Here is a 26,942-nt window from a genome sequence, read left to right as displayed (position 1 = left end):
TGTCCCTCGTGTCCGTCACGGTGTCAGCGCCTGCCCGAGCGGCGCTGCTCGCGCCGTTTGCGCTGCAACCGGCCGACGATCTGGCCGAGTTGCTCGGGGGTGGGCGGCACCGGCGGGTCCTGGAAGTGGGCGGCGACGAAGGCGTCCCGGAAGACCGAGTGGATGTCGTCGCCGTTGCGCCCGCGCAGCGCGGACGCGATCAGTTCGTCGACGCCGCCGCCGACGTCGATGCCGAACTTGGCCGCGTGCAGGCTGATCATCTTCAGCCTGGCCTCGTCGTTGGGCAGGTCGATGGCGATGGACTCGAAGCGGCTGGGCCGCAGCAGGGCCTCGTCGATGAGGTTCAGCCGGTTGGTGGTGCCGATCACCAGGGTGGGCACCTCGGGCCGGAAACCGTCCATCTCGGTGAGGATCTGGGCGACCACGGCATTGCCGGCCCGGGTGCCGCCGTCGGAGTGTTCCGAGCGGCGCGAGGCGATGGAGTCGAACTCGTCGAAGACCACGACCGAGGGGGCGTTGCGCCGCGCCTCGGCGAAGATCTCCCGGACGTTGCGCTCGCTCTCGCCGACGTAGGTGCCCATGACCTCGGGGCCGGAGACGACGAGGATCGTGGCGTTCATGCGGTTGGCGATCGCCTTGGCGAACAGGGTCTTACCGGTGCCGGGCGGGCCGTGGAAGATGAAGCCGCGCGGGATCAGCTTGGTGCGCAGGTGGTCGAACTCCTGCGGCAGCCGGTGGTGGCCCATCACGATGTCGATGGCCCGCTGGATGTGGGCCTTGACCTCGTCGTAGCCGGCGATGTCGTCGAAACCCACGTCCGGCACCTCGAAGTTGCTGGACATCTGGGCCTTGAACGCCCGGATCGTGGCGTACAGGTCGCGGGCGACGGGGGCCGGGTGGTCCCGGTGGACGCTCATCGCGTAGCGCAGGGCCTGGCGGAGCAGCACCGGGTTCATGCCGGCGACGTGTTTGTAGAACTCGACGGGGTCGTAGCGCTCGAATCGCGCCGACTCGCCGACCGTCACCAGGGCCCGGCCCAGCGGCTGTTCCTCCTGGTCGTCGCGGAACCAGACGGTGCGCGGGACGCCGGTGATGGTGACGCGGGTGCTGAACCGCTCGCCCAGCACCTCGGGCACCGACAGCGAGGGGGCGGCGAAGGCGAGCATCACGCGTTCGGGCGCCCCGTGCAGCAGCTCGGTCACCTCGCGGGCCTCCGGCGAGAGCTGCCCGTCGGAGCCGCCCGCGAGCAGGTCGAGGTGCTGGACGACGAGCACGGTGTCGTCGTTGAGGGCGCGCACCAGCTCGCGCAGCCGGCCCAGCAGGCGCTGGCGCGGGTTCTGCTGCACCGGGATGAGCGGCTCCCCGCCCGGCGGCTGGTCCTCGGCCCCGGCGTCGTCGCCGTCCGGGGGCTCCTCCAGGACCTCGGCGCGCAGTCCGGCCCGGGTCGCCATCTCCCGCCACAGGTGCGGCACCACCGGCTTCTCGGCCACGACCAGCACGGACAGCCCGGCCCGTAGCAGCGAGGAGACCTGGGCGATGTCCCGGCCGTAGGCGAGGACGGTGGCCTCGTCCTCGTGGAGTTCGGCGGGCTGCGGGTGCCGGTGGACGGGCGCCTCGGTCGGGGCCTGCTCGCGCGGCGGCGGGTCCTCGCTCCGTGGGGCGGGCGCCTTGGCGAGGTCCGGCCGGGCCGAGGCGTACGTCGGCGGATAGAGCGGGGTGCCGGGCGAGAGGTCGGCCTGGAGGAGCAGGTCGGCCGAGACGGTCTCCCAGGCCAGCAGGTCCCAGCCCCGCGGGAGCGGCAGGAGCAGCATGTACGGCCCGGAGGCCAGCGCCTGTTCGACGGTGACATGGGGCGGCTGCCGGCGCAGGGCGGCCCGGGAAGGCTCGTCCGGCGCGACGACGGAGATACGGCGCACGCTCGTGGTCATGCGGGACTTCCCCCTCTTGCTTCCAGCCGTTCCACCTGCCGGTACAGGCGTACGCCCGCCAGGTACTCCTTGCCGATGCCGGAGCGGGCGCGCAGCAGCTGCCGGTGCGAGCGCTCCAGCCGGGCCAGCGCGGCCCACCAGCGGGCGACGGGGCGGGCCGCCTCCAGGTCGGGCGGCACGGCCAGGCCGATGCGTGCCCGGCGGATCAGTGCCAGGTGGGCCGCGGTGTGGCGCAGCAGGGCCGCCTCGTACACATCGATCACCAACTCGCGTTCGCTCATGCGGAGTTGGTCGAGCAGTCGGCCGCGCCACAGGGCCTGGGCCGGGGAGGCCGGGGCCTCGCAGTAGACGGTGGTGATCAGTCGTCGCCCTTGGGGGTGCGTCAGCAGTCGGTCCTCCAGGAGGAGTTCGGCGTCGCTCTCGCCGACGGGGTCGGGCCGGTCGAGCAGCGCGGTGAGCGGCGAGGCGGCGCGCAGCCGACCGGCCAGTGTCGGGTCGGCGACGTGCGGCAGGGCGGGTGCGACGACGGCGTGGTGGGCGAGCACGTCCCACAGCGAGCGGGCGGGCGGCACCGCCCGTACCGTCTCGGCCGCGAGGCGGGCCCGGTCCCGGCCGCCGACGGCGGCGGCGAGCAGCAGGGCGCCCACGCCGACCGGGCGCCGCTCCCCCGACGCCAGTGCGTCCAGCCGGAGCCGGGCCGCGCTCTGTGCGGCCAGCCGGACGACGGCCGCGCCGACGTCGGGCGGTGGCACGGCCAGTTCCTGGGGATCTGTCAGTTCGCCTTCGGGCGGGGCCGGGGCCGCCGCCGTGCCGTCAGTCGTCGTCGACCACAGCAGCACGCGCGAGGCGGTATCGACCGCGGTCATCTTTCACCCACTGTTCGCATTCGCGTACCGAGTCGCCACGACGGGCGTAGAAGCGCAGCAGACGCTCGTCGCCGGAGAGGTTGATCAGTCCGGCCACCTGCCAGGGCTGCCGGAAGGTGCCGAGGTGCAGATCGACGTCGATGCTGGAGAGCCCCGAGTCGTTCCCGGAGAACAGATGGGTGTGGTACCAGCCCATCAGCTGGCGGTCCTGTCCGGAGGCGGTGATGCGCTGGTTCATGTCGCGGAAGGAGTCGCCGGTGAAGGTGAAGTGCAGCGCTCCGGCGCCCGAGTGCTCGGCGGGGGTGACCTCGGTGATCTCCACGAGATAGCGGTCGGCCGGTGCCTCGCCGTCGCTGCCGTCCGCCGTCGCCCGGTCGGGGCGCAGGACCCTGAGGACCTTGCCGAGCAGGAAGCCGCCCTCCTCCAGCCGGCGGGAGAGCTTCATCTCGTGCAGATGGTCGTGGAGGTCGGCGGAGAGCAGGACCGTCACCGGGCCGAGTCCGGCCGCGTCGATTCCCAGCGTGTCCGGGTCCAGGCCGGGCATCGGCGGCTCGGCGACCTTGCGCACGGTGAAACTGCGCCTGCTCTCCCGCAGGTTGAGGTCCATCGTGCCCTCGACCTCGGGGGTGGAGCGGCCGAGGGCGACTCCGCTGAGGGAGGGGTGGTCGAGGCAGAAGCCCCACACCTCCTCGTCGGGATCGATCTGCTGGACCACGTGCTGGAGGACCGGGCCGAGCAGTTCACGCACCGGGAACTCGCCGTCGACCACCTTCTCCGAGCCGCGCGTGACGGTCAGTGCCAGTCTGCCGATCTGGCTGCGGAGGTTGTGGATCGTGCGCGGGCCGTCCGCCAGCCGGGGGTCCGGCCGGCGCAGATAGCGGATCTCCAGGACCAGCTGCTCGTCCGGGTCGCCGCCGGCCAGTTCCCTGCGCACCGCCTCGACCAGCAGTGAGGAGAGGGTCATCTTGCCGACCAGTTCGAAGGAGGTGCCCTTGTAGAGCAGCACCATGGCCGCGCCGGCGCGGGCTTCGTCACTCATCCGGGCTCGCTTCCACGCGCTCCACCTGAAGGAATCGGGAGCGGTCGGCCCGCTCGGTCAGACCGGCCCGGGTCAGCCAGGTGGTGCCGCCGATCTCCTTGATGCGTTCCTGGCCCTCCCAGGAGAACGCCCAGGCGGCGGCGTCGGCGTCGAGGTACTCGCCGCGCTGGAGGATGTCCTGCACCAGGCTGTCGTAGTCCCGGGCCATGCGGTAGTCGTGCGGCAGGATCTCGTAGTTGCGGTAGCGCACCATGTCGATGAGCATCTGGCACAGGGAGTACATGCTGAGGTCGGGGGTGTAGTCGGTCATCAGCGGGCCGAGGCACACGCCGCCCTTGTGGTCCTTGTCGCGGGCGATGTTCGGGTGGAACACGTCCGACTGCCAGCGCACGCGCGGCGCCTGGATGGGGAACTCGGCGGGCATCCAGACGATCAGCTCGTGCCGGTCGATGCGCTGCGGGTCCGGCGGCCAGGCCTCCAGGTCCTCGGGCGGGGCGAAGCCGGGGACGTGCAGCTCCACCGTGTACTCCAGCGGCAGCCGGTCGTCGTCCATCTCGACGAGCGTGAACTCCGGGTGCTCGGCGGCGAAGTCGACGATGTCGTCGCGGGCCCGGGCGAGGGCCTCCAGCCGCAGCCAGCTGTCGACACCGGCGGTGGACTCGGCGGACATCTGCAACTGGCCGCCGTCCCGGACCCCTTGGTTGTGCAGCGGTTCCTCGGGGTCGAGCCGGTGGGCCTCGCCGTTCTCGTCGCGGTAGTCGACGACGGCGCGCAGCAGATGGCCGTTGGCGTCCTGGGCCACCTCGGGCCGGTACTGCGCCCAGACGGCAGGGACGAGTTCGCCCGGCAGGGTCGTGTTGGGCACGTACGGGATCTCGAACTGCTGGCCGTCGGGGCCCATGACCTCCAGGCGCGTGTACAGGGTGGGCCGGAAGTCGTACTCGCCGTAGAGCACTTCGACGCCGGGGGCGATGCGCGCGGCCCGCTCGCGCAGCTCCTCCAGCCGGTCGGCGGGCATGGCGGCGATGCGGAAGGCGGCCTGCCGGTGGCCGGCGTAGAGCTGGACGGCGTCGGCGTCGAGCAGTTCGCGCACGAGTCTGAGCAGTTCGGGGTAGGCCTCGCTGCCCACGAACTCCACCGTGCGGTACAGGGTCTCGGCGTTTCCGCCGCCGCCCTCCTGTTCCTGCTCCTGCGATTCGAGGAAGCCGCGGATCTTGGTCAGGTCCTGGTTGCCGGGCCAGCGCCGCAGCACCGCGTCCACCAGTTGCCGGACGCCGTCGCGCTGGAGGGCGCCCAGCTCCAGGGCGCGCACCACCTGCCGCCAGTAGGCGGCGACCTCCTGGGCCGCGTCCCAGCGGGGCCGGGTCAGCGGCGGGAAGTCCATGTCCTCCAGCAGTTCCTCGGCCTGGCCCTGGGTGCGGTAGATGTCGGCCAGTGTGTCGACCAGGACGCGTTTGATCTCGCCTGGCAGCTTGCCCGTGTCGTAGCTCATCGGGGCGTTCCTTTCCCGCCGGCCCCGGAGAGTTCCAGGTAGCGGATTCCGCGGGTGCGGCCGGTCGTGACGACCGGCAGGATCTCGCGTGGGGCCACGCCGAGATCGGCGAGCCGGGCGCGCGGGGGCGCGTCGGCGAGCCGGGTGGATTCGCGCGTGGGCGCGGTACCGGGCAGCGGCGCCCAGGTCATCACGGTCTCCTCGGGGGCGAGTCGGCCGGTCAGGTCGGCCGCGGTGGACTGTGCCGTGCACGGGACGGCGCGGACGAGGTCGGCGGGGATACGGCTGTGCAGCGGGCAGCCGGGGTCGCGGCGCGCGGTGACCGGGTTCGCCGTACCGCCGGCGGCGTCGACCCGGACCACGCCGGGCGCGGGGCCGGCGCCGCACAGCTGCCGTACCGCGGTGACCGCCAGCCAGGAGCCGATGAGCGCGGAGACGGGCGCCGAGGCGCCGGCCTCGGGGACGACGGCGTCCGTGCAGGACCAGGGGTCGTCCTGGGCGGCGCGGTCGCGGGCGGTCAGACCGCAGCCGAAGCAGGGGCCGTCCGGCTCGTACAGCCGTATCTCGCCGCCCCAGGCGCTGGTGCCGCCGTCCAGCAGGGCCGCGCCCACCTGGAGGCAGCGGCCCGCGAGTTGGAGCCGGGCAGCGAGGCTGTCCAGGCAGCTCACGACCAGGGAGGCGTCCCGCAGTTCCGCGAGGCCCACCCCGCTGACCAGGGGGGCGGTGCGGGCGTCGACACCGGTCACCGGGGACAGCTCGGCGAGGTACCGGGCCGCGACGGCCGCCTTGGGCGCGCCGATGTCGGCGGCGCGGAACAGCGGGGCGCGGCTGAGGTTCGACTCCGAGACCGTGTCGGGGTCGCACAGCACCAGCCGGCCGACGCCGGCGAGGGCGAGGGCCTGCGCGCACTGGCTGCCGAGCGCGCCCGCTCCGCACAGGACGACGGTGGCCCCGGCGAGGCGTCGCTGGTCCCAGCCGGCGATCAGGGCGTGCCGGTCGAAGCGTCCCATGGCTACTCCCGCCTCAGGGTGCGGAAGTTCATCGGGCACTGTTTGACGGTCAGTTCGCTGCGCCACTGCTCGAAGCAGCCGAGGCCGCGCGCCGGGTCCTGGTGGACGGCCTTGCGGCAGCCGGGTGCCTCGGGCGAGCAGGGGCAGACGACGACGGTCTCGAACAGCCGGAAGGTGTGGGTGCACACGAAGCAGGCGTTGCGCCGGCCGGGGCGGCCGAGCACCGGGTCGCCGGGCATCAGCCGGACGGTGTGCAGGGTGTCCGGGCGGGGGTCGGTGTCGTCGACGCCGTGGAAGAACGCGGCCTGCGCGTCCGGGTCGGGCGGTCCGGACGCCGCCGGGGCCTCGCCGCTGCACGGCAGGTTGCGCAGGTGGTGGGTGACGTCGGCCAGTCTGCCGTCCTCGGCGTGGCGCAGGTACACGGTGTCGTCGAGCCGGAAGGTGTGCCCGCACACCCGGCAGGGGGCGCGGCGCGGGGAGCCGGGCCGCCGCCAGGTGCCGAGCCAGCGGGAGTCCAGGGTGGTGGAGGCCGGGCCGTCGGCGCCCGCCACCTGCGGGTTGTCGCCGCGCTGCAGCCCGCGCTCGAAGGCGCTGGCGACGTCGGCCGGGGCGGAGGTCCCGGCGGGCGTCTCGGGAGTCGTCATGCGGCGCGGCTCCTTCGGGAGCACTGGTGCACCTCGTCCGGTGCGTGGCCGGCGAGGGCGAGGGCCGCGCGGGCGGCGTCGCACGCCCGGTCGACGGCGGTGGAGTGGGCGAGCGAGCCGTAGAAGCCCTCGGCGAAGACGAGCGCGGCGGCGTCGTCGAGCGCGCCGCGGGTGCCCACGACGGTGTCGGCGCAGTCGAGCAGGCCGTCCGCGTACGCCCCCGACCAGCAGGAGTTGAGGACCACGCAGACGAGGGGCGCGGACAGGGCGAGCGCGGCGGCCAGGGCGCGCACCGGGACCGGCGCGGAGGTGCCCGTGTCGTCCTCCAGGAGGAGGCGCCCGTCGTCGGTGCCGTGCCCGGCGAAGTGCACGAGGTGAGGCCGTGCCGTGCGGAGCCGGGGAAGGAGGTCGGAGATCCGGACGGCCGGGTGGACGGTCACCGTCAGCCGGCCGGCGGAGCGGGCCGCCGCGTCCTGGATGACGCGCTGCTCGGCGCCGAGGCGCAGCCTGGCCTCGTCCAGCGGCGCGGCCATCAGGCACAGCACCCGCAGCCCGGCCGGCGCGCCGTGGCCGGCCGGGCCGGCGAGGGCGGTGAGGCCCTCGTGTCCCGGGAAGAGGGCGGCCGCCGCGGCGACGAGGTCGCCCAGGGTGATGCCCGCGAAGCGGCCCTGGTCGACGGTGCGGCACACCGCGCGCCACCAGGAGGCGGCGGGCAGGGGCCCGCCGAAAGGCGGCAGCAGGGCAGGGCTTATTCCCACGTCTTCGAGAAATGCGTGACTGCTGAGCATGTCCGGAAACAATTCGCCCAGTGTTTCGAATGCGCCGGCGTCGCGCAGAAGTTTCCATGTCGGACTGGCCATCCGTCGTCCCCCGAGACAACTACCGTTGCTGCACAGGCCCTTGGGGAGAAGAGTACGCGCAGTGGCGCCCGACGGGTGTAGTTTCGGATTCCGCAGCACACTTATCGGGGGCGGGTTTGATCGAGCGTCTGGAAATGATCACCTGTGGTGGCCGCGAAGCCGGAAAGTCGATCTTCGAGATCGACTTTGATCAACAGGGAGAGAGTTCCCGCGGCGGATTCCGGGAGCGCCACGGCGTACTGGTGCACGGCGGCGGCCAACACGTCGTGCAGCGCATCGCGCACACCGACGGGGCGCGCCGGGAACTGGAGCGCACCGTGCGCACCGCCGACGTGCTGGTCCGCCGGCTCGGCGTCACCCGCTACCCGCCCGAGCTCGGCCGGGTCATCGGCTACCGGCCGGACGACCGGGCGCCCTTCCTGGTGGCCACCCGGCGCGGCCGCCCCCTCGCCGAACTGGCCGACTTGCCACTGCCGGCCGACGAGCTGTCGGCCGTCGCGGGCGGCGTCCTCACGGTGCTGCGGCACCTGAACGACCTGCGCCTGGTGCACCGCGACATCCGGCCCGCCACCCTGTGGTGGGACGGCACCACCGTGCAGCTCGCCGACTTCGGTCTCACCCTGGACGAGGGCGATCCGCGCGGCGGCCCGGCTGGCACCGACCCGTGGCGTTCACCGGAACAGGCGGGCGGCCGGGGCCCCGCCGACTGCCGCGACGACGTGTACGCCGCCGGTGCCGTCCTCTTCCACCTCGCCACCGGCGAGGAGGTCACCACGGCGGCGGAGATGCGGGACCGGGTGCGCTGGCTCGACCCCGGTCTGCGCACCCTGCTGGACGGGGTCTTCACCGACGAGGCCCGCCACCGCGTCACCGGGTACACCCTCCAGCTGCGCCACGACACCCGGACCGGCCGCATCACCGCACAGGGACCGGGCGTGCGCCGCGTGCCCGGGATGGCCGAGCGGGAGCAGGAGGCCCGGCAGCACTTCCGGGACCTGCGCGCCCGGCAGCACGCCTTCCACCAGGCCTCGCGCAGACCGGCGTACGACCCCGGCGGCGCCCCGGGGCCCGCCGGTCGGACCGCCCGGCCCCCGGACCCGGGCCCCCGCCGGTGGCAGACCGTCGTCGTGTACACCGTCCTGGCCGTCGCCCTGATCGCCGTGGTCGCCGCCGTGGTCGCGGTGGCCTGACAGGAGGAGTGACGTGACAGACCACGTGAGGTGCCCCATCTGCCTGAGCACCGTCGACTGGGCGCAGGCCGAGACCGTCACCCTCAACGCCGACGGCCGGCCCGAACCCCTCGTCCGGCTGCCCGACGAGGACGACGTGCGCTGGAACCACCGCCGCCTCGACGCCTACCGGCTGTGCGCCGGAGGCGGCGGCGAACCGCATGTCCTGCCCGGCCGCTACGGCGACTTCGGCGAGCCCCTGGTCATCGGGGTGGTCGGCGAGTCCGCCGCCGGAAAGAGCCATCTGCTCGCCGCCATGCTCGGCATGCTCTCCGACGTCGACCGGATGGCCCGGCTCGGGCTGGTCGTCGGCGGCCTCGACCTGAAACTGCACCAGCGCTATCTGAAGGACGTCGTCCGCCCCTTCCTCGACCAGGGGCTGGGCCTGGCGGGAACCCCGGCGCAGCCTCCGGAATTCACCGACGCGCTGTGGATCCACAACAGCAACACCGGCCGCAGTTTCGCCGTCGCCTTCTTCGACGTCTCCGGCGAGTGGCTCGCCGACCACGACGCGGAGGTGCCGTTCCTCGGCGCGGTCAGCGCGCTGGTCTTCGTGGTCGACCCGACCCGGATCCGCGGGCTGACCGCCGCCGGCGGCAGCGTCACCGGCGACCCGTCCTTCGGTGTCGTCCTCGACAAGATCGCGCGGCTGCGCGGGGTCGACGGCTCCCAGTTCCTGCCGCTGCCGGCCGCCGTCGTGATCGGCAAGTGCGATCTGCTGCGGCATCACGAGACCCTCGTCGACCGCTGGTTCCAGAACGCCTCGCCCGACGAGGAACTGCACCTCGCCACCGTGGAGGAGGAGAGCGAGGACGCGTACGCCTTCCTGAGCTCCCGGGAAGCCCGTGGCTGGCTCGCGCCCTTCGTCCGCTGCGCCCACTCCACCCTGCACTTCGCCACGGCGACCGGCCACAAGGCCGTCGAGGCGGACGGCGTCCAGCGCTCCCCGCACGGGAGTTTCGCGCCCCGCCGCACGCTCAAACCCATGCTCGCCCTCTTCGCGATGTGCGGGGTGCTCGGCCCCACCGACCTCGGCCAGGGAGCTACCGGATGACGACGGTCGACCAGATCCTCTTCGGCTGGGCCGAACGGGACCACGAAGGCAACGCCGGGGTACGCCCCGTCGCGCACTCCGGGCTGCGCACCATCGACCGCTGGGCCAAACGCCTCCAGTACGTGTGGGCCACCCAGGACGGCCAGGGCGACCAGCCGGAGGCGTCGGCCAGCCTCGTCCACCTGGTGTTCGAGGACGAGGCGGCCGTCCTGCGCAAGCTGCCCTCCCGCAATCCGCACGGCCGGGGCGGCGCCACCCTGACCCATGTCCTCGTCGGCGACCCCCGCGCGATCGACTCGCGGCTCGCGCTCGGGCTGCACGACTGGCCGGGCTGGCAGGACCGCGAACCGGACGGCACCCGTGCCGCGCTGGCCCCGCTCGACCTGGCCGGACTCGAACAGGCCGCGCGGCCGGGGCTGGCCGCGCTGCGCGAGGAGGCTGCCGGAGTCCCGGCGGACCAGCTCACCACGCTCGTCGCCCGGGTGCTCGCCGACCCGGCGGAGGACTTCAGCGTCATCGCCCGGCCGCAGCTCGCCCTGCCGATGATGACGGCCCTGCTCGACATCGTCGGACCGGTCGCCGGCCGCCCGTGGACCTTCGCCGGCCGGGAGTCCACCGACAAGGGCAGCCACCAGCCCCGGGTGGTGTTCCTCGCCGCCCGACCGCCCCAGTCGATGTACATCAACCAGCGCCTGCGCGTCGACGTCACCGAACCGCCGCCCGCGTCGGAGACCGCCCGCTTCGCCGCCCAGCTGGTCGAGCTGTACCGGACGGCCGGGCACCCGGCCCTGGAGCGGATCCGCCCGCGCCGGCCGCTGACCGACGCGGTCGACGTGACCGCCTGGCGACGGTCGGTACCGATCGTGGACGGCCGGATCGCCGACCCGCGGCCCGGACCGGACGTCTTCCTCGACGACGTCCTGCTGGAGCAGGCCGCCGCGCGCGGCGCCCTCGTGTCCGGACAGGCCGAGCTCGCCGGGGAGTTGAGACGGCAGCCGGCGGACTGGCTGGCCGCGGCACTGCGCCGCTGGCGCCGCCTGGAGCAGCGCGCGATACGCCGTCACGAACTGCGGGACCTCCTGGTGAGCGAGGCCGTGGAGGCATGTCTGGCCGGCGGGCCCGACGCGCTGGTGTACGCGACGGCCGACGCGGAGCCCCCGGCCCCGACAGTGGCCGCCGCCTTCCTGCGGCACGTGCCGGACGGGGGCCTCGACCTGAGCGGGGCCGCGCACCGCCGGCTGCTGGTCGTGGCCCTGCACCTCGGCCTGCCCGCCGGCACACTGCACCACGGCGGCCTCCTCGCCGCCAGCCCGGCGGACGAACTGCTGGACTTCGTCGCCCGCCACGCCGAGCACTTCCCGGACGCCGCGCACCTGGTGCTGCGCCACCTCGCCGACGCCGGACACGGCCCGGACACCGCACGGCTGTGGTACGGCCACGGGCTGCTGCTCGGCCCGGTCGACCGGATCGCCGCCGGCGACCGCGCCAAGGAGACCGACTGCTTCCGTCACCTGCTCATCGCCGCCCACGGCCCGCGACTGGACCGCACGGCCGCCCGGGAACTGGTCGAACGGGCGGGCGTCCAGGCGCCGCTCGGGCTCTACGCCGCCGCGCTGGAGCTGGCGGCCGACGACGCGGCCCAGCAGCCGATCCGCCACGAGCTGTCGGAACAGTTCCTGCGCGACCACGGCTACGCCGGGCCCGTCACGGGATCGACCGCCGCTTCCGCGTACGGAACCCGGCCGCGCGGACCGGTGACCGGCGGACCCGCCGCGCACACCCCGCCAGCCGCACCGGCCGCGTCCACCGCACGCCCGGCCCCCGCCCCGGCAACCCGGCCCCAGCCGTACGCCACACAAGCAGGCACGCACACGCACACCGAGTGGGCGCATCCCGTCGCCGCCGACGCGGCCCACCCCACGCAGCGGGTCGACCCGGACCCCGCGCACTGGGACACGCCCGTGCCGCCCGGGCAGACGGCCCACGGTCCGGGCGATCCGCGCACCGGGACCGGCCCGCCGTCGCCAGCGGGCGACGGCGGCCGCCGGGGGCCGGACCGCCTGGGGCTCGACGGGGTGACCGTGTTCTTCCTGGGCGCGCTCGTCCTCATCCTGGTCGGCGCGCTCGGCTACGTCCTGCTGAACTCCATGCTCTGACCTCCCCCGCCGGACGACACGAATGACGCCGCATGACATCCACTGAAGAGTCAACGCCGCCGCCCCCCAGGGCGGTTCCCGCGCAGCGCACCGGCACCGATCCGGAACTCGACCGGATCGCCGGACGCATCCGTGCCCTGGCCCAGCGGGGCCGCGCCGACGGATCCGACACCCGGGTCCTGGACCGCGTCGTCGAGGACCTGGAACGGGGCGGTGCCACGCTCGCCGGCACCGACCTGGTCGCCGCCTATCCGCCCGAGGTGCTGCTCCCGGACGCCACCGCGAGGGGCCGCAGCACGCTGGAGGGCTGGCTCGGCGTCGCCCGTGACGTGCTGGTCTTCGCGCCGATCGCGCTGACCTGGTGGCGGCTGCGCGGCGCCCTCAGCGCCTACCAGGCCAGCCGCAGCGAGGAGCCCTTCCTGCTCGGCTGGGCGCGCGGCTTCCCGCAGGGCAGCCCGGCCGAGGCGACGACGGTGACGCTGGGCACCTCCGCGCTCCATGTCACCCTGCTCATCCTGGTCGTCGTCGCGCTGACGCTGGCGGTGCACGCCCTGCACCAGAACCGGGAGCGGAACCTGTCGCGCGAGCAGGAGCGCCACGAGCTCGCCGCCGAGCTGACCCTCGCGACGTTCCTGCTGGCCACGCCCGCACGGCCGGCCGGCAAGCCGCTGGACAGCCGCAGCGCGGACCGGCTGGCAGCCCAGCTCAACGCCGGTACGCAGCAACTGGAGACGGCGCTGCGCCGGACCTCCGAGGAGATCCAGGCCGTCCTGGAGACCGGGCCCGGCAGCCGGATCCAGACCGCGCTGGACGGCTGGACGAAGACGGTGGACGAGCTGACCCGGCTGATCCGCGCGCTCACCCCGCCGAGCCAGCTGGCCCAGGACCTGATCCGGATCCGGGAGCAGACCGCCGAGGACGAGGCGAAGCTGCGGGCCGCCATCGAGACGCTCGTCGGCGATCTGCGGCGGGCGCAGGAGGCGACCGGGCAGGAGATCCACCGGCACGACCTCGCCGTCGCCGCGGTGCGTGAACTGGCCCGCAGCCTCGGCGAGACGCTGATGGTGTTCACCGAGCGGGCGGAGAACCTGGTCGACTCCACCCGGGGCATCTGGCAGCTCGTCGACCGGCTCGACACCCGCTCGGGACAGCTGCCGCCCGCCGGCCTGGACAACGCCGACCCGCCGCCGTACCGGGGGCGGCCGTGAAGGGGCTGCCGCCACAGGGCGCGGCCGGGCGTACGGTGCTGCTGGCCGGGTGGCTCTTCGCCGACCTGCTTCTGCTGCTGCTCGTGATCGCACTGGGCTCCCTGCCGCGCGAACAGCGGGCGGACGCGCATCCGTCGCCGACGCCGAGCGACTCGGCAGGCTCGCCGAGCACCCAGCCGGCCGAGCGCGGACTGGTGCTCAAGCCGTGCAGCTTCACCGTGCGGACGGGCAGCGACGCGTCGGTGCGGCAGCAGTTCGGCGCACAGCTGCGCGGGGCGGGGGTGGCGAGCCGTACGGCGGGTTTCGTGCTGTCGTTCGGTACGGCGCCGGACCCGGGGCCGGGGCAGGACGCCGCCAACAAGGTCAACTCGCAGATCACCAAGGGGTTCTCGCACTTCAAGCACGCGCCCAAGCGCGGTTACTGGAAGGGCGGTGCGTCCGGCGAGGTCCGGATCGACGTGTTCTTCCTCGCCGCGCCGGACGGCGACACCGCGTTCCCGAAGGGCTGTCACGACGAGGGCGACTGACCCGGCGGTGGGGCCTGGACACCGGGGCGGAACTTCGGGAGGCGGAGGGTGATCCTGGTGCCCGCGCCGACGCCGGTCTCGATGACGAGGCCGTGGTCGTCGCCGTAGACCTGGCGCAGCCGGCGGTCCACGTTGCTCAGGCCGATGCCGGTGGCCGCTCCGGCCGTGCCGCGCAGGATCGCGCGCAGCCGTTCCGGGTCCATGCCGACGCCGTTGTCCTCGATGACGACCCGGGCCTCGGTGCCCTCGTCCTCGGCGGTGAGGGTGATGACGCTGCGCTCCACGGACTCCTCCAGGCCGTGTTTGAGGGCGTTCTCGACCAGGGGTTGCAGACAGAGGAACGGCAGGGTCACGGGGAGCACCTCGGGGGCGATGCGCAGGGTGACCTTGAGGCGGCGGCCGAAGCGGGCGCGGGCGAGTTCCAGGTACTGCTCGATGGAGCGCAACTCCTCGGCGAGGGTGGTGAAGTCGCCGTCGCGACGGAAGGAGTAGCGGGTGAAGTCGGCGAATTCCTGGAGGAGTTCACGAGCGCGCTCGGGGTCGGTGCGGACGAAGGAGGCGATGCTCGCGAGGGAGTTGTAGATGAAGTGCGGGGAGATCTGGGCGCGCAGGGCACGCATCTCGGCCTCGTGCGCGTCGGCGCGGGCCCGGTCGAGGTCGGCCAAGTCGAGTTCCAGCGAGAGCCGGGCGGCCGCCGCCTCGGCGCCCCGGGCGTGGGCGCCGGCGTCCGTGGCGGCGCACACGACGAGCGCGCCCACCGGCCGGCCGCCGGCCGTGAGCGGCGCCAGGACGCCCCAGCGGACGGGACAGCCGTCGTCGTCGCAGGCGAGCGGGAAGGTACGGCTGTGGGGCGGGCCGGTGAGCTGGGCTGCGAGTTGGTCGCGGTGGTGATCGGCGGCGCCGTCCCAGGCGAGGACGGAGGTGCCGTCGGTGAGGGCGAGGGCGGGGACGGCGAGCAGGGGCCGCAGCCGCCGCGCCGCCCTGCGGGCCGTGTCCGGGCCGAGCCCGCCGCGCAGGGGCGCCGCGGCGAGCCCGGCGGAGTGCAGGGTGCGCGCAAGCGCCTCCTCGCCGTCGGCCGCGTGCTCCTGCTGCCGCCGCGCCGCCCCGTGCCCGAGACCGGCCCCGAGCACGAACACGGCCAGCCCGGCGAGCACGAGGGCGACGGTACCGAGGACGGTCATGGGCGGGCCCCGGGGTTCGGTGGCGGGTGGGGGCCCGGTGGCCGGCGGATGCCTGACGGCGTCGACGGCCGACCCGGCCTCCGGTGACTCCAAGGACCTTACAGACAGCGCAAGTTGCCCGACAGGACCGGCCCCACACCGCTCCTCGGCGGGAGCCGAGCCGACCCCACACAGCCCGGCGCCCACCCCACACCCGAACCACACGGCGACGGGCGGCGCCCCGGGTGGTCCTGGGCGGTGAGGTGGGCGGGGGTGGCGGTGGCTTCTCGGTCAGTTGGGGGCAGGGCCCGGTGGGGGTGGTTCCGGGAGGTGGAGGCGGGTCATGGTGGTGGCGGTGCCGGGCGGGACGCGGTCGCGGGTGGCCAGCGAGGTCAGGATCATCGCGGCGAAGCCGGCCGGGACGGACCACACCGCGGGCCAGGCCAGCAGGGTGTGCAGCCAGCCGGAGTCGGCGCCGCCGGCGATGGTGGCCGTCACCGCGGTCAGCGCCGAGCCGCCGCCCAGGAGGAGTCCGGCGATCGCCCCCGGCGGGGTCAGGCCGCGCCACCAGATGCCGAGGACGAGCAGCGGACAGAAGGAGGACGCCGAGACGGCGAAGGCCAGCCCGACGGCGTCGGCCACGGGCAGGTCGCCGACCAGTGCCGACGCGGCCGTGGGCACCGCGATCGCGGGCAGCGTGGCGAGCCGGAAGTGGCGTACGCCGAGGGTCGGCAGGACGTCCTGGGCGAGCACGCCCGCGACGGACATGGTGAGTCCGGAGGCGGTGGACAGGAACGCCGCGCAGGCGCCGCCGGCGACGAGCGCGCCGAGCAGGTTCCCGGCGGCCCCGCCGATCAGCCGCTGCGGCAGGACGAGGACGGCGGCGTCGGTGTCGCCGGTCAGCAGCAGGTCGGGGGCGTAGAGGCGGCCGAGCATGCCGTACAGCGGCATCAGCAGGTAGAAGGCGCCGAGCAGGCCCAGCACGCTCACGGTGGTGCGGCGGGCGGCGCGGCCGTCGGGGTTGGTGTAGAAGCGCACGACGACGTGCGGCAGGCCCATGGTGCCGAGGAAGGTGGCGAGGATCAGCCCGTAGGTGGCGTAGAGGCCGTGCTGTTCGCGGGACGAGGACAGCGGCTCGGCCCACCCCGCGGAGGCCCGGTCGGCGGTGCGGTCGGGCAGCGGGACGACGGCGCCGGCCGGGAAGCGGACGGTCGTGTCCGCGCCGAGCCGGTGCCGGCCCTCGTCCAGCCGCAGCGAAACCCCGTGCACCGTACGGCCGTCGACGGTTCCCGACGCCGTCACGCCGACCGGCTCGCGCACGGTGACGGTGAGCGGGCGGTCGATACGGACCTCGGTGGAGCGGTGGAAGACGGGCCGCTGGTCCCAGACGGGCGCGGGGGCCCGGTCGGCGCGCCAGGCGAGCAGCAGGAACAGCACGGGCACCAGCAGGGCGGTGAGTTTCAGCCAGTACTGGAAGGCCTGCACGAAGGTGATGCTGCGCATGCCGCCCGCGGCCACGGCAGCGGTCACCACGACGGCGACGACCAGCCCGCCGAGCCAGCCGGGGGCACCGGTGAGCAGCCTCAACGTGAGCCCCGCGCCCCGGAGTTGGGGAAGCAGGTAGAGCCAGCCGATGCCGACGACGAGCACCCCGGCGACCCGGCGGACCGCCCGGGACTCCAGCCGGGCCTCGGCGAAGTCGGGCAGCGTGTAGGCGCCGGAGCGGCGCAGCGGGGCGGCGACGAAGGCCAGCAGCACCAGGAAGCCCGCGGTGTAGCCGATGGGGAACCACAGCATGTCGACGCCCTGGGCGAGGACGAGCCCGGCGACGCCGAGGAAGGAGGCGGCGGAGAGGTATTCACCGCTGACCGCGAAGGCGTTCAGGCGGGGGGCGACGGTGCGCGAGGCGACGTAGAAGTCGGAGGTGGTGCGGGAGATGCGCAGGCCGAGCGCGCCGACGAGGACCGTGGCGAGGACCACGGCCGTCACGCCCGCGATGCCGTACGTCTGGTTCACGGTCAGGGGCGTTCCGGACGGACCCGGGCGGCCGGCTCGGTCTCGTTGCGCTCGGCGCGGCGGACGTACCAGGCGCCGATGGCCAGCAGCGCGGGGTACGGCGCCACGCCCAGCACGAGCCAGACGGCGAGCGGGACGCGGGGCGCCGTGGTGGCGAGCGGCAGGAGGCGCAGGAGGACGGGGAGCAGGCCGAGCAGGACCGCGAGCAGGGCGCTCACGACGAGGGCGGCGTGTAGCTGGCGGCGCATCATCCGACGTGTCACGGCGTCGTGTTGGGGCGCGGCAGCCGGGCGCGCGCCCGACGCGGCCGGCGGGCGCCGCGCCGCGCGGTCCGGGTGCTCCGGGTACCGCGGGTGCTCCGCGGTCCGCGGCCGACCGGTGACCACCTCTCTGCGCGGGACGGACTCCGCACCCATGACGTACTCCCCGAGTCCGCGCTGATCACCTGGTGTGCGGCGAGTGTACGCAGCGCGCGACGCGCTCGACAGCCGCCGGACGCGACCGGACGAGAATCGCCACACGGCCGTCACGTCCGTCACGGTCGTCAGGTCCGGCGGGCCCCCGCCGCGTGGCGGGCCAGCAGGTCGCGCAGTTCCCGAGCGTTGCGGCGGCTGACGGCGAGGATCCGGTCGCCGACGCGGACGGTCACGTTGCCGCCGTCCAGGCGGAGTTCCTCGATGCGGCCGAGGGCGACGAGGCGGCTGCGGTGGATGCGGACGAAGCCGCGCTCGCGCCACTGTTCCTCCAGCGTGGACAGCGGGATGCGCACCAGGTGGCTGCCGCGCCGGGTGTGCAGGCGCGCGTAGTCGCCCTGGGCCTCGACGTAGGTGATGTCGGCGATGGGCACGAACCGGGTCACCCCGCCCAGCTCCACGGGGACGTGGTCGCCGGGGCCGGGTGCGGGGCGGACGGCAGGGGTGGTGGCGGGGCGGGGTCCCTGTCCGGCGCGCACGAGTTCGTCTGCCCGTCGTACGGCCTCGGCGAAGCGCTCCTCGCGCAGGGGCTTGAGCAGGTAGTCGACGGCCTTGAGGTCGAAGGCGCGGACCGCGAAGTCGTCGTGAGCCGTGACGAAGACGATCAGCGGCGGTGCGGCGAAGGCGCCCAGCAGGCGGGCGAGTTCGAGTCCGTCGAGGCCCGGCATGTCGATGTCGAGGAAGACGACGTCGACGGCGTCCCCGCCGAGCCGGCGCAGTGCCTCCGTGGCCGTGGTCGCGGACAGCACACGGCCGACCCGCGGGTCCTGCCCCAGGAGGTACAGCAGTTCCTCCAGCGCGGGTTCCTCGTCGTCCACCGCCAGCACGCGCAAGGGGACATCGGTCGGGGTCATCCGCGAGGCTCCTTCCCACGGCTGTCGCGTCGGCACCAACTGGTAGCCGCTTCAACCTTATTCCGGCAGGACCAGGCGGGCCGTCTCGCCCGGGACGACGGGGATCACCTCGTCCCACAGGCGCACGCCGATGGGCGAGCGGTCGGAGGAGGGGACGGCGATCTCCAGCAGGCCGCTGCGCAGGCGCACGTGGACGCCCCAGTGGCCGTGGTAGCGGAGCGGGAAGCCGTAGGAGGAGAGTTCGGGGAGCGGGACCGGGTCGAGGCTGAGGACGCCGGCCCGGGTCTCCAGGCCGGTCAGTCCGCGCTGGACGAGGTCGAGGGTGCCGGCCATCGCGCCGAGGTGGATGCCCTCGCCGGTGGTGCCGCCCTGGAGGTCGGCGATGTCGCCGCGCAGCGCCTCCTGGACGAAGGCCCAGGCGTCGGCGCGCCGGGCGCGGGCCAGGATCCAGCCGTGGACCAGGCCGCTGAGCGTGGAGCCGTGGCTGGTGCGGTGCAGGTAGTGGTCGACGGTGGCGGCCCAGGTGTGGTCGTCGAGGTGGTAGCCCAACCGGGAGAAGAGGGAGCGGAGTTCGGGGGCCGAGAAGAGGTAGCCGAGCATGAGGACGTCGGCTTGCTTGGATGCCTTGTACCGGTTGACGGTGTCGCCCTCCGCCTCCAGGATCCGGTCCAGGCGCCGGATGTCGTCGTACCGTTCGCGGTAGGCGGCCCAGTCCAGCTCGGCGAGGTGGCCGTAGCCCTCGAACTGGCTGATCACGCCGTCGTGGTAGGGCACGTGCAGGGTGCGGGAGACCTCGTCCCAGCGGGCGGGCTCGTCCTGCTCCAGGCCGATGCCGTCGGTGAGTTCGCGGCGGCGCGGCTCGGGCAGGGCGTTCAGCAGGTCCAGGGCGCGGGCGAGCACCCAGGCGGCGGTCACGTTGGTGTACGCGTTGTCGTCCAGGCCGGGGGTCCGCGCGCCCGGGTAGGCGTCGTGGTACTCGTCGGGCCCGACCACGCCCCGGATGCGGTGCCGGCCGAGGCGGGGGTCGTAGTCGGCCGAGTCCGCCCAGAAGCGGGCGATGTGCAGCAGCATCTCGGCGCCCTCGCCGTGCAGGAAGTCGGTGTCGCCGGTGGCCTCGCAGTACTGCCAGACGTTGTACGCCACCGCCGAGCCGACGTGGTGCTGGAGGTGGGAGTGGTCCGGCAGCCAGCGCCCGGAGCGGGGGTTGAGGTGCAGCTCCTGGGTCTCCTCGCGGCCGTCGCTGCCGCTCTGCCAGGGGTAGAGCGCGCCGCGCCGGCCGAGTTCCCGGGCCGCGTGCCGGGCGGCGTCCAGGCGCCGGTGCCGGTAGCGGAGCAGGGCGTGGGAGACCTCGGGAAGGTGGAGGTTGAGGTAGGGCAGGACGAACAGTTCGTCCCAGAAGACGTGGCCGCGGTAGGCCTCGCCGTGCAGCCCGCGCGCGGGGACGCCGACGTCGAGGTCGGCGGTGTGCGGGGAGAGGGTCTGGAGCACATGGAACAGGTGCAGGCGCAGGATGCTGCCCGCCTCCCCGGGGACCTCCAGCGCGCAGCGCCGCCACAGCTGCTCCCAGGCCGCGGCGTGCGTCTCGCGCAGCGCGTCGAAGCCGGGGGCGGCCTCGACCCGCTCGACGGCGGCGTGCCGGGGGTCGCCGATGGCGGGGTCGCGTGAGGTGTGCAGGGCGACGGTCTTGTCGACGGTGACGGTACGGCCCGGCGCGAGGTGCAGGTGCACGCGCTGTACGGCGCGGTGCGCCTCGTTGGCGTGCGTGACCGGCGCGTCGACGGTCAGCCGGTGGGCCAGCCCGAAGCCGATGTCGGAGGCGCGGGTACGGCAGTGCAGCCACACCGTGGAGGGTGCGGCGGTGCCGGTGTCGAAGCGGGTGAGGTGCCGGCCGTCCAGCTCGCGGTAGCGGGCCACGCCGGAGTTGGTGACGCCGCCGTCGAGCGCGGCCTCCGCCTCCAGGCCGACGGCGCGGCCCTCGACGGTCAGCTCCGTGCGCAGGGCGGCGAGATGCGGGTCGGCGAGGTGGACCAGGCGCAGCTGGCGCACCTGGAGCGTGCCGCCGCCGGGGAGGCCGTAGCCGGTGCGGCGCTCCAGCAGGCCGGGGTCGAGGTGGAGGACCTGGTGGTGTGCGGTGACGGGGGCGGTGTCCGGGGTGAGCCAGTCCCCGCCCGCGAGGCGGAAGCGCAGCGGCAGCCAGTTGGGCAGGTTGACCATGTCCTCGTTCTCGACCCGCCGCCCGGCGACCTCGGAGGTGAGGCGGTTGTAGCAGCCTGCCGCGTAGGTGCCCGGGTAGTGGACGTCGTCGGCGGCGCACTCGGGCAGCGCGCCGCGGGTGGCGAAGTAGCCGTTGCCGAGGGTGCACAGGGACTCCCGCAGCCGCTCCTCCTGCGGCCGGTAGCCGTCGTACTCCCAGGTCGGCCCCGTCACCGCCGCCCCTTGGCCAGGGGACTCCAATCGAACGCGCAAACGATCCAAGGCGCCGTGCCGCCCCGGCCGGGCGGGTGCACGGCGCCCCGGCCCCGGTCCCGTCGCGCCCTGCCGGTGTACGGCTCCATGGGGCGATTGTGCAGCGACGGGACCGGGTGAGGTGTCCTCTGACTAGGCCGGACGGGGGACGGTCAGGGGTAGCCGGCCAGGTCCGCCACGTTCGACGACGCGTTCGACGGCCCTCCCCTGTCGTTGATGACATGGCTGATGGTGCCGGTGCCGCCGAGGGAGACCGTCACCATGCTGGTGAAGCGGACGTTCGGGTTGTCCGGCGCCTCGATGGCGTGGTCGGCCGTCACGCTCGGGTCGGCACTGAAGTAGCAGTAGCTGCCGAGGCCGTACGCCTGGTGGCTGGTGACGGAGTCGGCGACCTTGTAGGCGGCGTAGCCCTTCGTGGCGCCGTTCATCCAGGAGGACTGGTCCGGCGGGTCGTACGGCATCTCGTTCTGGAAGAAGTAGGTCCGCCCGCCGTTGCCGTTCCAGATCACCTGGTCCTTCTGGAAGTGCTCCACGAACAGCCCGTACATGGTCACGTCCGCGCCGTTGACCACCAGCCCGGTGTCGGCGGTGTTGCTGGTCCAGCCGACCCCGCTGCCGTGGTCGGCGCGCCAGAGCCACATGTGGTCGCCGATGACGTCGCTGCTGTTGACGACGAGGCCGGTGGCCGCCTTGCCGACGCCCGCGCCGCCGACGCGGACGTAGACGTCGTGCAGGGAGGTCGGGTCGGCCGCGTGGGAGGCGGCGGAGCCGGCCGGCCCGACCTCGACCAGGGTCTTCGAGCTGGTGGTGCCGGCGTCGAAGAGCAGGCCCGCGAGCTGGACGCCGTCCACGTCGGCCACGGTCATCGCGGTGACGCCGTTGTCCGGGACGAGGGTGGCGAGCCCGAGGCCGAGGACGACGGTGTCGGGGCGGGTCACCTTCAGGGTCTGGTCGAGGTGGTAGACCCCGGGCGTCACCAGCAGGTTCTGCCCGGCCGCGAGGGCCGCGTTCATCTGCGCGGCGGTCGCGCCCGGCTTGACGACGTAGAACCGGCTCAGCGGCAGCGAGGTGCCGGCCGCGCCGCCGCTCGCCCAGCTGGTCCCCGAGGTGTCGGTGCGCGCGGACGGCACGAACACCTGGTAGCTGCCGCCCCCGTCGACGTACAGGAACGGCTTCTCGCGGGTGACCGGACTCTGCGCGACGCTGGTGTACGGCGGGTTCGGGAAGCTGGTGGACGGCACGCCCTGGCTGCCGGTGAACACCATGTTCCAGTTGGACCCGGTCCAGCTGCCCAGCTGGGAGTTGCGGGTCATCCACTGCTGCTGGGTACCGGAGTCGACCTGCCCGTCGACCCTGCTGTCGGCGAGATAGCCGCCGGACGACCAGCCGCCGTCGTCGAGGGCGAGGTTGCCCCGCAGATGCATCCGCCGGTACGGCGCCGCCTGCGAGACCGCCCAACGGTCCTGCCCGCCCGTGGGGTTGACGGAGAGGTTCTCGGCACCGCGCCAGAAGTTCTGCGTGGCGTTGCCCTGGAACCAGTCGGCCTCCGCGTGCACCGCGCCGCCCACGGACACCGCGTCCGGGGTCAGCCCGAGGCCCAGCACCTGGGTGTAGAAGCCGACGTTGACGTCCGCGCTGTAGGCGCCGGGCTTGAAGAGGACGGCGTAGCGCTGGGAGCCGAACTGGTTGGTCTCCTGCTGCTTGAAGATCGTGTCCAGCCTGCTCTGGATGGTGGAGGCCGGCATCGACGGGTCGAAGACGACGACGTTCGGGCCGAGGTCGGGGTCGTTCGCGGACGACTGGGTGACGGGGACCACCTGGAAGCGCTGGGCGGCGGTGCCGTTGCACGTGTACTGCTGGAGCTGGGTGCTGTCGGCGAGCGACGCGCCCGGAACGTCCAGGCACTTGCCGCTGTTCCGGTTCACGAAGTGGAAGGCGCCGCCGCCGTCGTCCACGGGCTGCCACTGCTGGTTGGCGCCGCCGCCGTAGCTCCACAGCTGGACGGGCGCGCTGTCGGCCGTGGAGACGTCGGTGACGTCCACGACCTGGCTGGTGTCGTTGGCGTTGTCGATGCCGACGTATCCGTTGCCGACGTCGGTGAAGCTCCAGCGCTGGGCGGTGGTGCCGTTGCACGTGTACTGCTGTACGACGGTGCCGTTGGCGGTGGCCGCGGCCTTGGCGTCCAGGCACTTGCCGCTCGCCGCGTCGAGGACGGTGGCGAAGCCGGTGGGCAGGGCCGTGGCGGCGTGCGCGGACGTGGCCCCGAGCAGGGGCGTCGGGGCGGCGGTGAGCACACAGGCGGCCGCGGCGCCGACGAGGGCGACCAGCGCGGATCTGCGGCCACGCGGCGTTCGGCCGCGGGAAAGGGGAGGCACGGGGTTCTCCTTCGGGGCCGGGGGTCAGCCGGTGTAGCCGGCGAGGACGCGGGTGTAGTCCCAGTCGGACTGGCTCACTCCGGAACAGCTGTCGGCGGGGCCGCCGGTGCACGGACGGTCGCGGTTGGCGGACCAGAAGGTGAGCCGGGCGAGGTGGTGCTGCTGGGCGTAGCCGAGGATGGCACGGAAGTCGTTCACCGTGACGGTTTCGTTGTTGTCGGTGATGCCGTTCATGGACGAGATGCCCATGTCCCGGTAGGCCTGGTCGTCGCCGTAGCCGTACGCCGACTTCAGCGCGCTCTTCAGACCCTCGGCGGCCTGGGTGGTGAGGTTGCCCATGTTCTGTCCGGCGCCGCCGAAGTCGAACGGCATGATGGTCCAGGCGTCCACGGTCAGCCCGGACGAGGCGGCCCGGTCGATGAGGCCGGTGTCGGGGCCGGACTGGCCGGTGCCGATGGTGACGTACACCTTCAGGCCGGGGTTGTCCGCCTTCACGGTCTTCAGCGCGTCCACGGTCCGCTGCTGCACGGTCGCGCTGCTGTAGGCGTCGGCCTCGATGTCGATGTCGATCGCCTTCAGGCCGTAGGCGTCGATCACCTTCTGGTAGGCGCCCGCGAGTTCGCCCGCGCTGTTGCAGGAGCTCTCCAGCTTGTTGCCGCTGTAGCCGCCGAAGGACGGGACGATGTCGCCGCCGTTCGCGCGCACGGTGGTGACCGTCTGCTGGTCCACCCCGCCGGTCAGCGGGCGGCTGCCGTCCCACTGCGGGTCGCAGTAGCCGTTGCTGAGCACGAAGGCGAGCGTGAACCACTTCACGCCGGTGGCCTGGGTGATGGTGGTGGGGTTCGGCGGGCTGCCCCAGCCGTTGTAGAGGTACGGCGCGACGGCCATCGGCGCGGCCGGGGTGGTGCCGCCGTCCGAACCGGGCGCGGTCCACTTCTGGTTGGCGCCGCCGGTGCAGCTCCAGATCTGCGCGCGGGTGCCGTTGGCGGAGTTGTCGCCGGTGACGTCGAGGCACTTGTCCGCCTGCGGGTTGACGATGTCGTGGGCGGCGGTGACGGTCCACTTCTGGTTGGCTCCGCCGGTGCAGGACCACAGCTGCGCCCGGGCTCCGTCGGCGACCGAGTTGCCGGTCACGTCGAGGCACTTGCCGAGGGCGCGGATCGTGCCGTCGCCGCCGACCGTCCACTGCTGGGCGTTCGTGCCGTTGCAGTCGTAGAGCTGGACGGCGGTGCCGTCGGCGGAGTTGGCCCCGGCGACGTCCAGGCACTTGCCGGCGAGGCCGGTGATGGCGCCGGTGGCGGCCTGGGCGGGGGACGCCGTGAGCAGGCCGGCGGAGAGTGCGACGACACCGACGGCGACCGCGGCGGGGAGGGGTTTGCGCATGCGGGGGCGGCCTTTCGGGTGGGGGGACGGAGGCAGGCCAACACCGTTGGTGTGATGGGGTGTTGAGCGCGTCCGGAGTCTTTGATTAAGGCGTGAAGTTAAAGCGTGAAGTTAAAGGTCCGGACCACTGACGTCAAGAGGGTGGGCGGCGACCCCGTCGCCGCCCACCCCGCCCGCCGCGCCCGCTCAGGCCGGCGCCACCTCGTCGTCCCGCTCGGCGAACTGCGTCCGGTACAGCTCGGCGTACCTGCCGCCGGCCGCCAGCAGTTCCTCGTGCGTGCCGCGTTCCGCGATCCGGCCGGACTCCACGACCAGGATCTGGTCGGCGGCCCGGACCGTGGACAGCCGGTGGGCGATGACCACGGCGGTACGCCCCTGAAGGGCCTCGGTGAGCGCCTCCTGGACGGCCGCCTCGGAGGTGTTGTCCAGGTGGGCGGTGGCCTCGTCCAGGATGACCACGCGCTGGCGGGCCAGCAGCAGCCGGGCGATCGTCATGCGCTGGCGCTCCCCGCCTGACAGCCGGTAACCGCGCTCGCCGACGACCGTGTCCAGGCCGTCCGGCAGGGACCGTACGACACCGTCCAGGCGGGCCCGGCCGAGGGCGTCCCACAGCTCCTCGTCCCCGGCACCGGGGCGGGCCAGCAGCAGGTTGGCGCGGACGGTGTCGTGGAAGAGGTGGCCGTCCTGGGTGACCATGCCGAGGGTGGCCCGCAGCGAGGCGGCGGTCAGGTCGCGGACGTCGCTCCCGCCGATGCGCACCGCGCCCGCGTCGACGTCGTACAGGCGCGGCAGCAGCTGGGCGATGGTGGACTTCCCGGCGCCGGAGGAGCCGACGAGGGCGACGGTCTCACCGGGTTCGGCGCGGAAGGAGATGCCGTGCAGGACCTCGGCGCCGCCGCGCGTGTCGAGGGTGGCCACCTCCTCCAGCGAGGCGAGGGAGACCTGGTCGGCGGCCGGGTAGGAGAAGCGGACGTCGTCGAACTCGACGGCGACCGGGCCCTCGGGGACCTCGACGGCGTCCGGCTTCTCCTCGATGAGCGGCGTGAGGTCCAGCACCTCGAAGACCCGCTCGAAGCTGACGAGCGCGCTCATCACCTCGACCCGGGCGCCGGCGAGCGCGGTGAGCGGGGCGTAGAGCCGGGTCAGCAGGAGGGAGAGGGAGACGACCGCGCCCGCCTGGAGGGTGCCGTGCAGCGCGAACCAGCCGCCGAGGCCGTAGACGAGGGCGAGCGCGAGGGCGGAGACCAGGGTGAGGGAGGTGATGAACACCGACTGGGCGGTGGCCGTGCGCACCCCGATGTCGCGGACCCGGGCGGCGCGCGCCGCGAACTCCGCGGACTCCTCCTCGGGCCGCCCGAACAGCTTAACCAGGGTGGCGCCGGGCGCGGAGAACCGCTCGGTCATCCGGGTGCCCATGGCCGCGTTCAGCGCCGCCGCCTCCCGCTGCATCCGGGCCATCCGGCTGCCCATGCGGCGGGCGGGGAGCACGAACACCGGCAGCAGCACCAGCGCGAGCAGGGTGATCTGCCAGGACAGGGTCAGCATCACCGCGAGCGTGAGCACCAGCGTGACCAGGTTGCTCACCACGCCGGACAGGGTGTTGGCGAACGCCCGCTGGGCGCCGATCACGTCGTTGTTGAGTCGGCTGACCAGCGCGCCCGTACGAGTCCGTGTGAAGAACGCGACGGGCATGCGCTGCACATGATCGAACACAGCCGTTCTGAGGTCGAGGATGAGTCCCTCCCCGAGCGACGACGACAGCCGCCGCCCGAGGACGCCGAGCCCCGCCTCCGCGAGCGCCACGAGCGCGATCAGCAGGGACAGCCGTACGACCTTCCCGGAGTCGTGCCCCGCCACGATCGCGTCGACGACGCGGCCGGCGAGCACGGGGGTCGCGACGGCGAGCAGGGCGGTCACCACCCCGAACAGGACGAACCGGATGATGCCCGCGCGGTGCGGCCGGGCGAAGGCGGCGATACGGCGCAGGGTGGCGCGGGCGAAGGGACGGCGGTCGTCCTGGGCGTTCATGACGCTGTGCAGCTGCGTCCATGCGGTGGTCTCCATGCTCATGTGCAAGAACGTAGAACCTCAAGCTTCGTTGAGGTCAATGTCCGCCGCATTTCACTCCCGAAGGCCCCGATGACCACAGCCTGTAAACCGCCGTCCTCGAATCCGCCACCCGCCGTTGGGACGGCACGGAAA

At 73.6% G+C, this 26,942-nt stretch carries 20 protein-coding genes; 5 read left to right on the top strand and 15 right to left on the bottom strand.

The genetic code is table 11. The annotated features are described in order from the left end of the window. Window positions 1–23 precede the first annotated feature (23 nt). Genes ACFC8N_RS31055 through ACFC8N_RS31025 form a run of 7 tightly spaced genes read right to left on the bottom strand, consistent with a single transcriptional unit; the run spans window position 24 to window position 7,839 of the window. Complete coding sequence (locus ACFC8N_RS31055; protein ID WP_356034632.1) at window positions 24–1,928, bottom strand: ATP-binding protein; 1,905 nt, start codon at window positions 1,926–1,928, stop codon at window positions 24–26. Then, entirely contained in the window at window positions 1,925–2,794 is an 870-nt protein-coding gene (locus ACFC8N_RS31050; protein ID WP_376291554.1) for a hypothetical protein, read from the bottom strand. The genes ACFC8N_RS31055 and ACFC8N_RS31050 overlap by 4 nt, the downstream gene beginning before the upstream one ends. Next, window positions 2,742–3,833 (bottom strand): JAB N-terminal domain-containing protein, encoded by a 1,092-nt coding sequence (locus ACFC8N_RS31045; protein WP_376291552.1) that lies wholly within the window; start codon window positions 3,831–3,833, stop codon window positions 2,742–2,744. The genes ACFC8N_RS31050 and ACFC8N_RS31045 overlap by 53 nt, the downstream gene beginning before the upstream one ends. Then, window positions 3,826–5,325 (bottom strand): effector-associated domain EAD1-containing protein, encoded by a 1,500-nt coding sequence (locus tag ACFC8N_RS31040; RefSeq protein WP_356034626.1) that lies wholly within the window; start codon window positions 5,323–5,325, stop codon window positions 3,826–3,828. The genes ACFC8N_RS31045 and ACFC8N_RS31040 overlap by 8 nt, the downstream gene beginning before the upstream one ends. Beyond that, entirely contained in the window at window positions 5,322–6,335 is a 1,014-nt protein-coding gene (locus ACFC8N_RS31035) for a ThiF family adenylyltransferase (RefSeq protein ID WP_376291548.1), read from the bottom strand. Before ACFC8N_RS31035 ends, ACFC8N_RS31040 begins: the two co-directional genes overlap by 4 nt. Window positions 6,336–6,337: 2 nt before the next feature. Continuing rightward, the gene (locus ACFC8N_RS31030) at window positions 6,338–6,979 is read right to left on the bottom strand and encodes a hypothetical protein (protein WP_356034622.1); all 642 of its coding nucleotides are present in this window, start codon (window positions 6,977–6,979) and stop codon (window positions 6,338–6,340) included. After that, entirely contained in the window at window positions 6,976–7,839 is an 864-nt protein-coding gene (locus tag ACFC8N_RS31025) for a CHAT domain-containing protein (protein WP_356034620.1), read from the bottom strand. The genes ACFC8N_RS31030 and ACFC8N_RS31025 overlap by 4 nt, the downstream gene beginning before the upstream one ends. 134 nt (window positions 7,840–7,973) lie before the next feature. On the opposite strand from ACFC8N_RS31025, the gene ACFC8N_RS31020 reads away from it, so the two are divergent. The 5 genes from ACFC8N_RS31020 to ACFC8N_RS31000 are packed head-to-tail and all read left to right on the top strand — an operon-like array spanning window position 7,974 to window position 14,013. Next, complete coding sequence (locus ACFC8N_RS31020) at window positions 7,974–9,029, top strand: hypothetical protein (protein WP_362822618.1); 1,056 nt, start codon at window positions 7,974–7,976, stop codon at window positions 9,027–9,029. A 13-nt stretch (window positions 9,030–9,042) separates the two neighbouring features. After that, window positions 9,043–10,122 (top strand): hypothetical protein, encoded by a 1,080-nt coding sequence (locus ACFC8N_RS31015; protein WP_356034616.1) that lies wholly within the window; start codon window positions 9,043–9,045, stop codon window positions 10,120–10,122. Then, window positions 10,119–12,278: a hypothetical protein gene (locus ACFC8N_RS31010; protein ID WP_376291544.1), complete on the top strand. Its 2,160-nt coding sequence runs from the start codon at window positions 10,119–10,121 to the stop codon at window positions 12,276–12,278. Before ACFC8N_RS31015 ends, ACFC8N_RS31010 begins: the two co-directional genes overlap by 4 nt. Before the next feature lie 32 nt (window positions 12,279–12,310). Continuing rightward, window positions 12,311–13,486: a hypothetical protein gene (locus tag ACFC8N_RS31005; RefSeq protein ID WP_376291542.1), complete on the top strand. Its 1,176-nt coding sequence runs from the start codon at window positions 12,311–12,313 to the stop codon at window positions 13,484–13,486. Further along, entirely contained in the window at window positions 13,483–14,013 is a 531-nt protein-coding gene (locus ACFC8N_RS31000; RefSeq protein WP_356034610.1) for a hypothetical protein, read from the top strand. The genes ACFC8N_RS31005 and ACFC8N_RS31000 overlap by 4 nt, the downstream gene beginning before the upstream one ends. On the opposite strand, the gene ACFC8N_RS30995 is transcribed toward ACFC8N_RS31000, so the two are convergent. The 8 genes from ACFC8N_RS30995 to ACFC8N_RS30960 all read right to left on the bottom strand — a co-directional run bounded on the left by ACFC8N_RS30995 (window position 13,995) and on the right by ACFC8N_RS30960 (window position 26,804). Continuing rightward, a complete protein-coding gene (locus ACFC8N_RS30995; RefSeq protein WP_376291540.1) occupies window positions 13,995–15,194 on the bottom strand; it encodes a sensor histidine kinase in 1,200 nt (399 codons plus the stop codon). The genes ACFC8N_RS31000 and ACFC8N_RS30995 overlap by 19 nt on opposite strands. A 270-nt stretch (window positions 15,195–15,464) precedes the next feature. Next, the gene (locus ACFC8N_RS30990; RefSeq protein WP_376291538.1) at window positions 15,465–17,189 is read right to left on the bottom strand and encodes a cation acetate symporter; all 1,725 of its coding nucleotides are present in this window, start codon (window positions 17,187–17,189) and stop codon (window positions 15,465–15,467) included. A 2-nt stretch (window positions 17,190–17,191) separates the two neighbouring features. After that, window positions 17,192–17,605, bottom strand: coding sequence for a hypothetical protein (locus ACFC8N_RS30985; RefSeq protein WP_376291537.1), 414 nt, complete (start codon window positions 17,603–17,605; stop codon window positions 17,192–17,194). 128 nt (window positions 17,606–17,733) lie between these two features. Next, window positions 17,734–18,516 (bottom strand): LytR/AlgR family response regulator transcription factor, encoded by a 783-nt coding sequence (locus ACFC8N_RS30980; protein ID WP_376291534.1) that lies wholly within the window; start codon window positions 18,514–18,516, stop codon window positions 17,734–17,736. A 57-nt stretch (window positions 18,517–18,573) separates the two neighbouring features. Beyond that, window positions 18,574–20,943, bottom strand: a complete 2,370-nt coding sequence (locus ACFC8N_RS30975; RefSeq protein WP_376291532.1) for a glycoside hydrolase family 65 protein — start codon at window positions 20,941–20,943, stop codon at window positions 18,574–18,576. Window positions 20,944–21,134: 191 nt separating this feature from the next. Next, window positions 21,135–23,357 carry an RICIN domain-containing protein gene (locus ACFC8N_RS30970; RefSeq protein WP_376291530.1) on the bottom strand — a complete coding sequence of 741 codons (2,223 nt, stop codon included), beginning with the start codon at window positions 23,355–23,357 and terminating at the stop codon, window positions 21,135–21,137. Between the two features lie 24 nt (window positions 23,358–23,381). Next, the gene (locus ACFC8N_RS30965) at window positions 23,382–24,740 is read right to left on the bottom strand and encodes a lectin (protein WP_376291527.1); all 1,359 of its coding nucleotides are present in this window, start codon (window positions 24,738–24,740) and stop codon (window positions 23,382–23,384) included. Between the two features lie 186 nt (window positions 24,741–24,926). Further along, window positions 24,927–26,804, bottom strand: a complete 1,878-nt coding sequence (locus ACFC8N_RS30960) for an ABC transporter ATP-binding protein (RefSeq protein WP_362822640.1) — start codon at window positions 26,802–26,804, stop codon at window positions 24,927–24,929. Window positions 26,805–26,942 lie beyond the last annotated feature (138 nt).

It is taken from the genome of Streptomyces sp. NPDC055966, assembly GCF_042269865.1.
Taxonomy (GTDB): domain Bacteria; phylum Actinomycetota; class Actinomycetes; order Streptomycetales; family Streptomycetaceae; genus Streptomyces.
Note: the sequence above shows the minus strand (reverse complement) of the source record. Positions and strands in the feature narration are given on the sequence as shown.